Source organism: Paenibacillus sp. KACC 21273 (genome assembly GCF_028736095.1).
GTDB classification, from domain to species: domain Bacteria; phylum Bacillota; class Bacilli; order Paenibacillales; family Paenibacillaceae; genus Saccharibacillus; species Saccharibacillus kyungheensis.
This window is the reverse complement of sequence record NZ_CP117876.1, coordinates 5,091,811-5,105,360: the sequence shown is the minus strand read 5'-3', so window position 1 is coordinate 5,105,360 and position 13,550 is coordinate 5,091,811. Positions and strand designations below refer to the sequence as shown.

Here is a 13,550-nt window from a genome sequence, read left to right as displayed (position 1 = left end):
AATATTTAGCTTGAAACAATCAAAAATAAACTATATATTATCTTTGTAAGCGTTTTAATTATTGGAAAGATACAAAAAATGATTGTAGATCACATCAGAAATGATAACAAATATATTAACTATCAAACATCTTTTTATACAAAGGAGATCAAGTAATGACAAAAAATATGTGGACCAAAACAAGTCTACTGGCATTAACTGCTGCACTGCTTTTACCTGTAGGGCCGACATGGGCAAGTGATAATGGTAGTCATCTATCAGCATCTGAGTCGGTACGTACAACAAGTGACAGCGCAAATAAACAAACAGCGCCTACGTATCAGGAAGCTTCTGTGCATGATCCGTCTGTGATTCGTGTGGGCGATGAATTTTATATTTTTGGTTCCCATTTAGCATCTGCCAAGTCTAGTGATCTTATGAACTGGCAAATGATTTCTTCCGGTGTAGCCAACGGCAATCCGTTGATTCCTAATGTAAAAGAAGAACTAAAAGAAACGTTTGATTGGGCGCAGTCAGATACGCTATGGGCTGCGGATGTGATCCAGTTAGCAGACGGTAAATTCTATATGTATTACAACGCATGCAAAGGCGATTCTCCTCGTTCTGCACTCGGTGTAGCAGTCTCGGATAATATCGAAGGCCCTTACAAAGATCAAGGTATTTTCCTCAAATCAGGGATGTGGGGCGAAGCGGGAGCAGGCGGCACGATCTATGATGCAACTAAAGATCCGAATGCTGTCGATCCCGATACTTTTTTCGATAAAGAAGGCAAGTTATGGATGGTCTATGGTTCATACTCTGGTGGTATCTTTATTCTGCAATTAGATCCGGTAAGCGGTAAGCCACTTCCAGATCAAGGATATGGTAAAAAGTTAATCGGTGGCAATCACAGTCGTATCGAAGGGCCGTATATGCTGTATAGCCCTGAGACAGATTATTACTATTTATTTTTATCTTTCGGCGGACTGGATTCATTCGGGGGCTACAATGTGCGGATTGCTCGTTCTCACAATCCAGATGGCCCTTTTTACGATGCGCAAGGGAATGATATGACCAATGTACAAGCTGATCCTTCCAAGCCAGTATTTGACGATGCTTCGATAGCACGTTATGGTGTGAAGATTATGGGGAATTATCAGTTTGAACGTGAAATTGGTGATCCAGGTCAAGGTGTTGGAGCTAATGCAGTCTCTCCAGGGCATAACTCCGCTTATTATGATGAGCAAACAGGCAAGTATTTTCTTATTTTCCATTCTCGATTTGTAGATCGTGGGGAAGAGCATGAAGTGCGTGTGCACGAGATGTTTATGAATGATAAAGGGTGGCCTGTTGTCGCTCCTTACCGTTATGCAGGCGAACAAAATGTTGCTTCACCAGTCAAAGCTAGCGATATTACAGGTGAATATCAATGGATTACACAGGATAAAGAAATCAGCGCCAATGTACATTCATCGGTATCTGTTGAGTTACAAGATAACGGTAAGATTACAGGGGCAGTACAAGGTACATGGACATTACAAGATGATCATAACGTACAAATCAATATAGATGGTGTGGAATATAATGGTGTCTTCCTCCACGAGACAAACCCGCAATCAGGTGATACAACGCTGACACTCACAGCATTATCGGAAAGTGGTATAGGTGTGTGGGGTAGCCAGATGGCACCCAGAAAAGACAAGCAATTCGTATCCGCTGTGGACAAAGATCTGGATCTCGGGGATATTAGCGCTGTGTTCTATAATCTTGATCTACCTGATAAAGGTACGCATAACACGCAGATCACATGGAAATCGTCCAAGCCAGATATCATTTCAGACAAAGGAGTCGTGACACGTCCTGAAGCAAGCAAAGGCAATGCCAAAGTGACGATGATTGCAACAATCACCAAAGGCGATGCGAAAAAGAACAAAAATTTTAAAGTGACTGTGCTAGAACAAGGGCGTGGGTCTTTGTTAGGTCAGTATGATTTTAACCAGACATCAGGTACAACTGTACAAGACAACACTTATAATCATTATGACGGAACACTTCATCATGGAGCCAGTTGGAGCACCGCAGGTGTACAAGGTGGAGCCGTAGCACTGAATGGAGCGGACGGATATGTACAATTGCCGGGTACAGTGACGGATGGACAAGACTTTACGTTTGCAGGTTGGGTGAACTGGCAAGGTGGAGCTGCATGGCAACGTATTTTGGATTTTGGTAATGGCATGAATAGCTTTATGTTTTTGACACCTTCTCAAGGCACAGGCATGCAGTTCACTATTCATCAGCAAAATACCGACCAGAATCTAATCACTTCAACACCGCTTCGGCTCAATCAATGGGTGCATGTAGCTGTTACGATTGAAGGAAATACAGGAAAGTTATATGTAAATGGAAAGTTATCTGCGACCAATGACAAAATGACATTTAATCCAAGTGATTTGATGACACGCGAAGCTTATTTAGGCAAAAGCCGATTTGCAGCAGATGCGTACTTTAAAGGGATGATGGATGAAGTGCGAGTTTATAATAAAGCATTAAGCGAAGCAGAAATTCAAGTATTAGCCAAATAAAAAGTACAACTGTTCTTGCAACATCTAAGGATACAAAGAGACATAGTACAATCAGCTGTAAGTCAAATCGATATACAATCTTTATTCCACAATAAACAGCGTCGAGTGCTTTGTAGGCTCGGCGCTGTTTATTTGAGTACATGCTATAACAAAATAATATCATCGAGTATAACCATGACATGATTAGACAAGATGTAGATGTTGTTCAATCTGATCAGCTTTATGCCAATCTTGTTTGGCTTTGTCTGTTTCTCCTTGAAAATCGTAAATATAACTACGATTGCGATAGTATAATGCGTTTGTGTCGGGATCACATTCTATAGCTTTACTGTAATCAGCTAGAGCTGCATCATAATCTTTGAGCCGTTGATAAGCATACCCACGATTGTTGTACGATAAAGCATGGTTAGGATCAATAGCAACAGCTTGATCGAGATACTGGATAGTTAATTCATAATCATTGTTTTCTAGGCAATACCAACTACAGTCAAAATAAATCCAGACGGCTTCCGGTTCTATTTCCATTAAGCGATGATAATCGTGAATCACCCATGAACGATACCCTTTGGCTTTGTACAGCGCAATCCGATTAATATAGGCTTGCGAATTGCGTTCATCCAGTTCTAATGCTCTGGCATAGTCATGTAGCGCAAGTTCATCTTCTTGCTGGCATTGATAAGCCCATCCACGACTGACATAGTATTTGGATGTATCAGGATAGAACGAAATCGCTATATTGTAATCTTGAATCGCCAGATCATATTGTTGTCGGCCCAGATAAATCAATCCTCTATTGTTATAAGCTCGTGCTTGGTTCGGTTGTAATTCGATCGAGCGTGTATAATCTTCCAATGCTAGATCAGAACGTTCATACACTTCATTGTAAATCCAACCCCGATTATAATACGCATCACCATAATGTTGCTCCAAAGCGATATAGATATTCAAATCTTCAAGCGCTAACGCATATTCTTGTAGATCGATATATAAGAGTGCCCGGTTGTAATGCATATCAATATTATAATCGCCACATTCCACTGCTAATTGATAATACTGTAGTGCTAGATCTTTATTGTCTATTTTTCCATAATAAATGCCTAGATTCACATAAGCATTAGCATAATTAGCATCCAGTTCAATCGTTTTCTCGTAATCAGCAACGGCTTGAGTATAGTCATCAACTCTTGCATAAGCGACACCACGATTGTAATAAGCATGTGCATCAGGCTGAAGTTCCACTATCGTATTAGCATATTCCAGTGAACGATAGATATCTTTCTGTACAAAATAAATCTGACAACAATGGTAATACGCATCAATATGTGCAGGATAACGATCAATCGCCTGATGGTAACTACGCAAAGCTAAATCCCATTTTTGATCTTTTTCATACAGTAAAGCACGTGCGAAATAAGCAATATCATTTTCAGGATGATTCCGAATCGCTTGTTGATAATCTTTGATCGCCATTGCAGGCTGGTGGATCTGTTCATATACTTCTGCACGTACAATATGTATTCTTGCCAGCAGATGACGATCAGTCGTCTGAGCAATAAGTGTATTTAGACGTGCTAGCTTATCATCGCTATGCTCTAATTTACGAATACGATCTAACTGTTGCCCGACATCCTGATACAGATGAAGATTGTGAACCGCTTGCAATTGTATTCGTACAAAACGAACAAGCTTCCGTATCCCTCGCATAGCATAGATCACAAGAGTGATCACCGCAAAAACAATACCTATCCCAATAACGATCCATATCGGATTCCATAGATCAGGTGTACTCCAGACCAGAAGGTTATGATTCATCTGCAACATCCCTTAGTATTTTCAAATTTAGGAAATACAATAATTATATAATAAAGTTTTCCATATCATATACGAAAAAAGAATCTCGAACAACAAAAATTGTCGAAAAAACAGATCTTTCTATTTGACATTGCTATCAATTCATAATATGATTTGACCAGAAAACTAAATTGGTTTTTTGGTCATGGAGGTAAAGCCAATGAATGATATACTAAACCAGAACCACCATTTGGAGGAAGATTCTTGTTTGCAACAAATGGTGCCGCTATTCATTTTTGGATCACTGGAGGATATCATGATGGAAGAAATATATGTAGATGAGAGACGTTTAAAAATTTTAAAAGCAGCCAAACAGGTTTTTTCTTTGTTTGGATATAAAGGAACAACAGTAGAGCATATTGCCAAAACAGCAGGTATTAGCAAAGGCGCTATCTATCTCTTTTTTGAGACCAAAGAAGATATTTTAAAAGCGATTATTCAAAATGTGAATGATGATCTGGCTCAGACGATAGACGACAACATGGCGATCGAAGGAACGATTCATGAAAAGCTTCATCATACAATACAGGGGTGTATGCAGTTCCGCAAAGATCATGAGTTGTTAGGTAAGTTAGAACAAGAAGCGATTGAATACGCGACAGAAGCTTCCAAAAATGCGCTGGAAGAAATCAATTGTGAAACGATTCATATTATAGCCAGCCGTTTGGAAAAAGCAGAACAAGCGAATTTGATCAAAGTACCCGACAAATTATTAACAGCATTCTTACTATGCCGTATGTATGAAGCACTTGTATTTGAGTGGGAGAAATTTGGAGACCCTTTATCAGCAGAAGAGATTTTGGAACAGATTAAGCGATTTATTTTATAATGATTTTGAGATGATAAGGAGCAGATGAGAATGAAGATACGCAGTTTATCTGCTTTGTGCATAGTCTTAATGATGACTATTTTGAGCGCTTGTTCTACAGTAGATAGCCAAGCGCAAAGTGAAGCGCAAGCAACCGTTGAATTAACAACTGTTAAAAAAGTACCTTTAGATACAACGTATGATCTATCTGGAACATTAGCGGCATCTGATGAATATCCGGTTTCTTTCAAAATTGCTGGTACAGTAGAAGCAGTTAATGGCAGTGTAGGTGATGCTGTGAAGCAAGGAGATGTACTGGCTACTCTCGATCCTGCTGATCTTCAGTTAAAAGTAAGCAATGCTCAGCAAGCAGTCGATCAAGCACAAGCAAGTGTATCCAGTGCACAAGCACAACTAAAAAGTGCTCAAGGTGGACTTAGCAAAGCGCAAGCTTCCAAGCAATCAGCAGCGGCCAGTGTAGCAGCGGCAAATGCCAAAGTCGACAGTGCTCGCGCAGCAGAGCGTGGCGTAACAGATGGAGCGCGTTCTCAACAGAAGAATCAAGCAATTAATGCGGTTAACAAGGCACAGACAACATATTATCAAAATAAAGCGGAAGCAGATCGAGCGTCTACTTTATATCAAAATGGACTATTAACCAAGCAAGAATATGAGCAAGCACAGACAGCAATGCAAGTAGCTCAAGAAAGTCTAAATGATGCAAAGCAACAATTATCATTATTGGTCGAAGGAGCAAGTCAGTCTGATCGTGCAAGTGCAGCCTCAGCAGTGAAAGAAGCGCAAGCGGGTGTACAGTCTGCTCAAACAGGTATAGAGCAAGCAAATGCAGAAGTAGAGCAAGCACAAGCAGGTATTGCACAAGCCCAAGCTGGAGTAGAACAAGCCCAAGCGAGCTATCAACAAGCGATCGTAGCGCAAAAAGAAGCTTCTCTTAATCTATCCCGAACCACACTGAGATCATCGGTTAGTGGTGTGATTTTGGAAAAAGAGATTTCAAGTGGACAGACGATCTCCGCAGGTACTTCTGTATTTACGATCGGCAAAGTGAACCAGCTTAAAGTGTTACTACCGATTGCAGATCAAGAATTGAAAAACTGGAAAGTGGGTCAAAAAGTCAGTATTAATCTATATGATCAAGTACGTAGCGGTATTGTCAAAAAATTATATCCAGCAACCAATAAAAATACAGGATCTATCAATGCAGAAGTGGTAATCAATAATCCGCAACAAGATTGGAAACCCGGTCAAGTGGTCAAAGCTTCAGAGCAAGCTACAGGACGAACCGGCATCGCTGTACCTGCTTCTGCTGTAGTGAGCACATCGAATAAACCTTATGTCTTTGTAAATCAAAAAGGAAAAGCAGTCAAAAAGACTGTTCAGATCGGTGAATTATACAATAATCAGTATGAGATCAAGTCTGGTCTACAAGTAGGCGATCAGATTGTCAGTAGTGGTGCAGATCGTCTGATGGATGGCGATGCGTTGCAAGTACAGAAGGGGCAATAACATGATTAATTATATCGTCAAAAAGCGCAAAATTACGTTGTTGTTCTTTATTGTACTCATTATTGTAGGGGTAGCCAGTGGACTTCAATTACCAAAGCAGTTAATGCCTGATGTGGTGGTCAAGCAAGCGATGGTGACAACAGTCTATGCAGGGGCTAATCCTGATCTGGTGGAGCAGACAGTTACCAAAGTCTTAGAACAAAAAATCAAAGAAGTACCTAATCTCAAAACCGTTACGTCTACATCAAGTGCAGGGATCTCTTCGATTATTATTGAGACGCAACCGGATGCTGATGCTCAGACAGTCTGGAATGATTTGCGCAAAAAAATTCAAGATGTAGAAGCTGATCTACCTGACGATGCAGATAAGCCAATCGTCAACGACAATTTAACCAAATCGTTTGTTCAATCGTTTGCTCTATATGGCAAATCTACGCAAGATATCTGGGCATTGAATGACTTAATGCATACATGGGAAGATCAATTGCGTTCGGTAGAAGGCGTTACCGATGTAGTGATTGATGGCATTCCTGAGCAACAAGTACGAATCGATGCCGATATGAATAAATTACAACAGTATGGCATTGCCTGGGAAAGTATTTTACAAGCGATCCAATCGTCTAATGATCGAGTGCCTACAGGAACGATTGATAATGGCAAACGAAGTTATGAATTGAATGTACCGCTTAGTTATGATGTGAATAAACTCAAAAAAATCGTAGTGTATCGTTCAGATACCAAAGTTCCTGTATATCTAGAAGATGTAGCGAATGTACAAATGAGTCATGCCAAAGCTGAATATCTTTCTTATTATAATGGCGTGCCTTCGATAGCGATTAAAATTAGTAGTGAAGTCGGTTCCGACGTACCTACGATGTATGAACGTGTAAATGCCAAAATGACTGAACTGCAAAAAACATTACCTGCTAATGTCAAAATCACTTCGTTATTTGCACAAAAAGATGAAACAGATCGCATTTTCCATGCATTAACCGAAGAGACTTTGATCGCGATTGCTGTAGTTGTCGTGATCTGTATGCTGGGCTTAAATATGCTGACTTCATTATTTGTCGCACTGGCGATTCCAGTCTCGATAGCAATCGCTATGATTCTATTGCCTTCGATGGGGATTACGCTCAATCAGATGACGGTTGTCGGATTGATTATTGTACTCGGTATACTGGTGGATGATGCGGTAGTCGTCAATGATAATATTGAACGGCGATTAAGTCATGGAGAAAGTCCAAGTGAAGCCGCAATCAAAGGAACCAAAGAAGTCGCTATCTCGATCCTGACAGCTACGTTAGCAACAATTGCAGCATTTGCACCATTGCTATTGTTAACAGGCGATATAGGAGAATTTATCCGTCCTATTCCTGTTATTATTTCTTTAGCGATGTTAGCATCCATGGTCATGTCGTTAACGATTATTCCTATTTTTCGTGAATGGTATGAGACCCGTCAATTGAAAAAAGGCAAAGCAACACGTAGTGATAAGCCTTCGGGATTACTGGGCAAACAGATTCAAGGAGCAACCAATGTCTATGCGCATCGTGTGATGCCGGGCATTTTAAAACGTCCTGTATTTGTCGCTATCTTAGGGCTGTTATTTAGCACATTAGCATATGTTCTAATCTTATTTACTCCTGTCGAATTGTTCCCCAAATCAGATAATGCAGAGCTTACGATCAGTGTGAAGATGCCTTCAGGAACATCGATCGAAGAGACGAACGATACTATAGAGCAAATGGCAGCATGGGTGAAAAAACAACCAGGTGTTACCAAAGTATCTTCTTCTGCTGGCGGAACCGCAGCGCCTTTATTTTCAAATATTACAAGTGTAGATAGTTATGGAACGAATCAAGGGGCTGTTGTGTTAACTGGAGACAAAGACAAGTTAGATGTCGCTACCGCTTCTACCCAATGGGCAGCAGAATTGAAAAAAGATTTCCCTGCGGTGACGACTTCAGTGAGTATGACAGAGCTTGGGATTCCAGTAGGTAAGCCCGTCTCTATTCGTATATCAGGTAATGACTTGGCTGAAATTCGCAAACTTACCGATCAGGTGAAAAGTGTAGTCGCGTCTACCAATGGAGCTACCAATGTCACCGATACGATGGGAATCGAAAGTTATTCGCTCGATTTTGTAGTTAATCAAGCGGCGATGGATCAATATCAAGTCACGTACAAAAACCTTACTCAAACATTGTTGATGATGGGTACAGGAGTCAAAATAGGCGACTTTGATACAGGTAAAGAATTAATAGATATGAAAATCTATATGAAAGATTCCAACCAACTCAATGCAGAGACATTATTCCGGCAAGCCAATGTAACTAATGAAGCCGGTGTACAGGTTCCCCTTTCACAGATCGGAGAGATGAAGCCATCCTTCTCGATCAAGCAAATCAATCATTATAATCTGGAACGAGTGAATACGATTGAAGCGGATGTATCCGGTCGTACCGCTACAGAAGTGATGGGCGATGTGCAAACTAAAATGGCAAGTGTATCGTTCCCGGATGGATACAAATGGGAAACAGGTGGAGAAACATCCAAACAAAGTGATATTTTCGTCGATCTCGGTAAATTATTTATCGTCGTTATCATGTTGATTATTATTCTAATTACGATGCAATTTTATTCGCTTTGGATTCCGGTAATCATTATGACGACTGTGTATCTAGCTGCGGCAGGTGGAGTACTAGGGTTATTTATTACTCGAACACCGATCGGATTTATGTCGATGATGGGTGTAATTTCATTAGCAGGGATTGTCGTACGGAACGGGATTGTGCTTATCGAATTTATCGAAGATGCGCGTAAAGAAGGCAAAGAATTGAAAGAAGCCATTATTTTAGCTGCTTCGGCAAGATTCCGCCCGATTTTGTTAACATCTCTGGCAGCGATTGTAGCTTTGATCCCGATGGCGACTGTCGGTGAGTTATTGTTCCGACCGCTTGCGATCGCGATTATTTTCGGACTGTTATTCTCGACTGTATTAACTCTGTTAGTCGTACCTTCGCTCTATATGGTACTTGTGCGCTCACAAGAGAAAAGAAAGCAACGCAAGTTAGCAAAAGAAACTAAAGTGTAAAAATAGCATAGATTAGATCATCAGGCGCTCTGAGGAGCGTCTTTTTGTGTATCATTATTTGCAAAAAGATAAAAAGATGTATACACAAAGGATATACTTAAAGCAGGAATATAATCTTTGTGAAAGGAGATGAAATAATAATGAGGGGTACAGTCAAAAAGTGGGGAAACAGTCAAGGTGTACGATTGCCTAAGTCTATTTTAGAGGAAGCACATATCAAAGAAAATGATGAAGTCGAGTTCTATGTTGTTGATGGTATTATTCAGATCAAAGCTGTAAAACAACCGATCACCTTAAAAGAACGATTTGCTTCATATACTACAGAAGAATTAAAAAGTAGTGAATGGGATACAGGAAGTCCTCAAGGCAAAGAAGTGTGGTAGCTCATTTTAAAAAGATTGGTTTATTGAAATCGAAATAATATATAGGAAGCGAGCATAATCATGAGCTATATACCTTCACAAGGTGATATTATTTATTTAGACTTTAATCCTACCAAAGGTTATGAACAAGCAGGTCATCGACCAGCAGTAGTGGTAAGTAATAATGAATTTCATCGTACAGGTATGATGATGGTTGTACCTGTAACTAACACTATTCAAAGACATCCTCTGCATATTCATTTAAATGAAGATAATAAAATTAAAGGCAAGATTATGTGTGAACAAATGAAGTCATTAGATTATAAAGCACGTTCTCCTTACAAAGTAGATGTACTACCATCTTCTATTCTAGAAGAAGTCATTGAGATTATCCAAAGTTGTTTTTGATAGTTATAATAAGATAATCAAAATAAAAAGAAAAGATAAGTCATTTTTTACCTACTCAAGTGAACACAGTAATGTTATAATTTGGATGATTTTCAAATGAGGCAAAGATTACATACAATATGCACTATTAAACTTCCAGACTGCCGCTAATCGAGAATTGTCACTTACATGATAAGAAAAGGGGTTAACCAATGTCTGACTTCCAACCGCCGTATCCGCCAAACGATTCTAAAGACGTACAAGACAACAAAGTGATGGCTATTCTTGCGTATATCATTTTCTTTATTCCTTTGCTTGCTGCTCGTAATTCACCATTTGCGATGTATCATGCGAATCAAGGATTGACGCTATTTTTAGTAGCTGTTGCGGCAAATCTAGTATTCTCGATTATTCCATTTTTGGGATTGTTACTTCCATTAGTGAGTCTAGCTATTTTCGCATTTATGATCATCGGTATTATCAATGCTTCCAAAGGCGAACGCAAACCTTTACCATTGATGGGCAATATTCAATTGATTAAATAAGAGATAGCTATCCAGCCTGATAAGGTACAGTTAAATCACAAAAAACCTTTACTGCTCTAGTATGCAGTGAAGGTTTTTTTGCGTAAAATAGCGCTGAGTAGTATAGGCGTGGCTTCTTGTAGTTGGATAGAAAAGTGATGTTTGCGATAGCAAAGTATTTTACATCTTAATGAATGTTCAATATAGACAGATGTACATCGTATTTGTAAATAGATAAACAGAAATGATATTTAGATTATTGTCCTAACTGTTGGAACTGATTCATCAGTCCATTGATCTGATCGATCGTCTGAAAAATTTGCGAATTATTTACTTTTTCCAGTGTAATCTGTCCGGCTTGAGCCTGGTCGATCAGCCCATTAATCTCTGTTCCTAATGTTTCGTTATAACCGATCAACTTTTGATGCAAATCTTGGGCAAACCCGGGTGCTTCTACATTGCTAAATTGATTGATTTGCGTCTGCATTTGTTGTAGTTCTTGTACAAGTTGGGTGCGTGCTTCTTTATCGACAACCGCTTGTTGCGTTAACTCAGGCAATTGACTGGAAAATTGAGAAGCTTGATCAATATACGAAGTAGCTTCACTCACATAATTTACTGATTGATTTACTTGATCCAGTGCAGAACAGCCAGACAACAGACTTATACTTAAAATAAGCAATAATAATCCTTTTTTCATCATAGGTCACTCCTTTGACAGATATCAAAATCTTTTTGCAAAGTATCGTTATTAACGTATACTACTCTGAGAGGAACACAATGGTTTCATAAATATCAAAGTTATAATGAGTTCAACCATATAAAGGGGATAAAACCAATGACAGATTCAATAACGACCGAGCAACGTATCGCTGAATGGATGGTAGAGCAGATCAAAAATCAAGGTACACTCAAACAAGAAGATGCGATTACTTATGTACGTGCAGAGTATGGAGAAGAGTATATATTTACAAGTGAAAGTGGAAATGTCTCGTTATCCAAAGAGATCAAAAAAGCGTTCCGCAAACACCATGCAGGCCGAGTCGCATGGGATCGAGATGGTTTTTTCTGGGCATGGACGTAATAATCCGCAAACACGTATCTAGCTCTTAAAAGCAGGATAGTGCCGTAATTGTATGGACAGGTGAGATGAGTAAGAGTTCATTCCAGCTGAGCGAGGATCAGACCTGTTGTGGCGTGCTAAGGCAATTTTGCTTCTGTACAGATATTCGATATACTTTACTCTAGTTTGATTGAGATTATCATTAGATAACAGATGGCATATAGACCATCACTATCCATTGGAGGGAAATACATTGAATTCAACAGCAGTGTTAGAACGCCAAAATGAAATTTTACGACGCAATATTGAAACGATGACGATGAAAAACAACAAAGATGGACTAAGCCGTCAAGAAAGCAGTTTTTATCATACGATGGTTAAAGAATGGCATCAAAATCAACATGAGATCAATCATAAGCGTGAGTAGTCACGTTACAACAATAGCATAGAGTATCTATAAGAAGTGTCTGCCTCGGGTAGATGCTTTTTTTGCATCATTTGAAATAATTGCGCTCCACTATCTATAAAATATAGAAAAATTAAAAAAAATCATTTTCACTATTGCAAACCCGTATATTCCGAGTATAATACTTGGTATATAAAAAGAATGAAGGTGATGGTAACTGTGAATCGTATTCAAGCAATGATATCCGAACGCAATGATGATTATTTGGATCTATTGAATTACGCGATCCAATTGGATGATGTACAGTGGCAAGAGGAGATTTTGGAATCGATGCGTAAGTTGAACGCTTCAGAAGAAACGAAGCAGGAATGGGCTACAACCGAAGACCTGTGGAGACAATTTGATAGGATCAATTCCAGACTTACCGAAATCTATTATTCGATTCGTGCCAGTAAAGACGATGCAGATAAGCAGCGCCTTTTGGAACAAATGTGGGAACTTAAAATGCAACGCATTGATGTATCTCGTCAAATTAAATCCGAAACTTCTAATATAGAGTGTTAATTATTGATCGAAATAAATACAAAAAAAGTGCCAGATCATTTCGCACATGATCTGACACAAGTAATAATAGATGAAATAAGTAATAAGATGTAACCTATCTGATCAAACACAACAAGCTAGCTGTTTTTCACATGAATTCTGTGAATTACATGCTAGCTTGTTTCATGTCGCGCATCATTGTCATCATAGAAGTCATCATTTCGTCGCACTCTTGCAATTTACTCATCATCATATCCATATCCATGCCCATATCTTTCATGTTCATGTCCATGTTTTTACATTGTGTCATCATCATGTTCATGTTAGTCATTTTGCTCATCATATCTTCCATCGACATACCCATCATCATTTGCATACACATTTTATCCATTTGCTCATCTCCTCGAATTGTAGTATCTTG

Annotated in this window: 13 protein-coding genes; 10 read left to right on the top strand and 3 right to left on the bottom strand. The window is 39.2% G+C overall.

Going from position 1 to position 13,550, the window contains the following annotated elements; translation table 11 throughout:
* Window positions 1-155: 155 nt before the first annotated feature.
* Window positions 156-2,561 carry an arabinan endo-1,5-alpha-L-arabinosidase AbnB gene (locus PQ460_RS22405; RefSeq protein ID WP_274171234.1) on the top strand — a complete coding sequence of 802 codons (2,406 nt, stop codon included), beginning with the start codon at window positions 156-158 and terminating at the stop codon, window positions 2,559-2,561.
* 183 nt (window positions 2,562-2,744) lie between these two features.
* Here the strand turns inward: PQ460_RS22405 and PQ460_RS22400 are convergent, their stop codons facing one another.
* Window positions 2,745-4,373 (bottom strand): tetratricopeptide repeat protein, encoded by a 1,629-nt coding sequence (locus PQ460_RS22400; protein ID WP_274171233.1) that lies wholly within the window; start codon window positions 4,371-4,373, stop codon window positions 2,745-2,747.
* 199 nt (window positions 4,374-4,572) lie between these two features.
* Between PQ460_RS22400 and PQ460_RS22395 the strand changes: the two genes are divergently transcribed.
* From PQ460_RS22395 to PQ460_RS22370, 6 genes are all read left to right on the top strand, one after another.
* Window positions 4,573-5,241, top strand: coding sequence for a TetR/AcrR family transcriptional regulator (locus PQ460_RS22395; protein ID WP_273614464.1), 669 nt, complete (start codon window positions 4,573-4,575; stop codon window positions 5,239-5,241).
* 30 nt (window positions 5,242-5,271) lie between these two features.
* Window positions 5,272-6,747, top strand: a complete 1,476-nt coding sequence (locus tag PQ460_RS22390; RefSeq protein WP_274171232.1) for an efflux RND transporter periplasmic adaptor subunit — start codon at window positions 5,272-5,274, stop codon at window positions 6,745-6,747.
* A 1-nt stretch (window position 6,748) separates the two neighbouring features.
* Window positions 6,749-9,844 carry an efflux RND transporter permease subunit gene (locus tag PQ460_RS22385; protein WP_274171231.1) on the top strand — a complete coding sequence of 1,032 codons (3,096 nt, stop codon included), beginning with the start codon at window positions 6,749-6,751 and terminating at the stop codon, window positions 9,842-9,844.
* Window positions 9,845-9,984: 140 nt separating this feature from the next.
* Window positions 9,985-10,227, top strand: coding sequence for an AbrB/MazE/SpoVT family DNA-binding domain-containing protein (locus PQ460_RS22380; protein WP_274171230.1), 243 nt, complete (start codon window positions 9,985-9,987; stop codon window positions 10,225-10,227).
* Window positions 10,228-10,287: 60 nt separating this feature from the next.
* Window positions 10,288-10,614: a type II toxin-antitoxin system PemK/MazF family toxin gene (locus tag PQ460_RS22375; RefSeq protein WP_274171229.1), complete on the top strand. Its 327-nt coding sequence runs from the start codon at window positions 10,288-10,290 to the stop codon at window positions 10,612-10,614.
* Between the two features lie 191 nt (window positions 10,615-10,805).
* Window positions 10,806-11,138: a magnetosome magnetite crystal formation protein family gene (locus PQ460_RS22370; RefSeq protein WP_273614468.1), complete on the top strand. Its 333-nt coding sequence runs from the start codon at window positions 10,806-10,808 to the stop codon at window positions 11,136-11,138.
* Between the two features lie 235 nt (window positions 11,139-11,373).
* Here the strand turns inward: PQ460_RS22370 and PQ460_RS22365 are convergent, their stop codons facing one another.
* Window positions 11,374-11,817, bottom strand: coding sequence for a DUF6376 family protein (locus PQ460_RS22365; RefSeq protein WP_273614469.1), 444 nt, complete (start codon window positions 11,815-11,817; stop codon window positions 11,374-11,376).
* Window positions 11,818-11,955: 138 nt separating this feature from the next.
* Here PQ460_RS22365 and PQ460_RS22360 point away from each other — a divergent pair, with 138 nt between their 5' ends.
* The 3 genes from PQ460_RS22360 (at window position 11,956) to PQ460_RS22350 (ending at window position 13,150) form a co-directional block, all read left to right on the top strand.
* Window positions 11,956-12,201 (top strand): DUF6953 family protein, encoded by a 246-nt coding sequence (locus tag PQ460_RS22360; protein ID WP_274171228.1) that lies wholly within the window; start codon window positions 11,956-11,958, stop codon window positions 12,199-12,201.
* A 232-nt stretch (window positions 12,202-12,433) separates the two neighbouring features.
* Window positions 12,434-12,607 (top strand): hypothetical protein, encoded by a 174-nt coding sequence (locus tag PQ460_RS22355; protein ID WP_273614470.1) that lies wholly within the window; start codon window positions 12,434-12,436, stop codon window positions 12,605-12,607.
* Window positions 12,608-12,805: 198 nt separating this feature from the next.
* Window positions 12,806-13,150 carry a hypothetical protein gene (locus tag PQ460_RS22350; RefSeq protein WP_274171227.1) on the top strand — a complete coding sequence of 115 codons (345 nt, stop codon included), beginning with the start codon at window positions 12,806-12,808 and terminating at the stop codon, window positions 13,148-13,150.
* A gap of 145 nt (window positions 13,151-13,295) precedes the next feature.
* Here the strand turns inward: PQ460_RS22350 and PQ460_RS22345 are convergent, their stop codons facing one another.
* Complete coding sequence (locus tag PQ460_RS22345; protein ID WP_069329692.1) at window positions 13,296-13,520, bottom strand: hypothetical protein; 225 nt, start codon at window positions 13,518-13,520, stop codon at window positions 13,296-13,298.
* Window positions 13,521-13,550 lie beyond the last annotated feature (30 nt).

Coding starts and splice junctions, on each gene's coding strand:
- PQ460_RS22405 (WP_274171234.1), top strand. CDS start 156: ATGACAAAAAATATGTGGACCAAAACAAGTCTACTGGCATTAACTGCT.
- PQ460_RS22400 (WP_274171233.1), bottom strand. CDS start 4,373: ATGAATCATAACCTTCTGGTCTGGAGTACACCTGATCTATGGAATCCG.
- PQ460_RS22395 (WP_273614464.1), top strand. CDS start 4,573: ATGAATGATATACTAAACCAGAACCACCATTTGGAGGAAGATTCTTGT.
- PQ460_RS22390 (WP_274171232.1), top strand. CDS start 5,272: ATGAAGATACGCAGTTTATCTGCTTTGTGCATAGTCTTAATGATGACT.
- PQ460_RS22385 (WP_274171231.1), top strand. CDS start 6,749: ATGATTAATTATATCGTCAAAAAGCGCAAAATTACGTTGTTGTTCTTT.
- PQ460_RS22380 (WP_274171230.1), top strand. CDS start 9,985: ATGAGGGGTACAGTCAAAAAGTGGGGAAACAGTCAAGGTGTACGATTG.
- PQ460_RS22375 (WP_274171229.1), top strand. CDS start 10,288: ATGAGCTATATACCTTCACAAGGTGATATTATTTATTTAGACTTTAAT.
- PQ460_RS22370 (WP_273614468.1), top strand. CDS start 10,806: ATGTCTGACTTCCAACCGCCGTATCCGCCAAACGATTCTAAAGACGTA.
- PQ460_RS22365 (WP_273614469.1), bottom strand. CDS start 11,817: ATGAAAAAAGGATTATTATTGCTTATTTTAAGTATAAGTCTGTTGTCT.
- PQ460_RS22360 (WP_274171228.1), top strand. CDS start 11,956: ATGACAGATTCAATAACGACCGAGCAACGTATCGCTGAATGGATGGTA.
- PQ460_RS22345 (WP_069329692.1), bottom strand. CDS start 13,520: ATGGATAAAATGTGTATGCAAATGATGATGGGTATGTCGATGGAAGAT.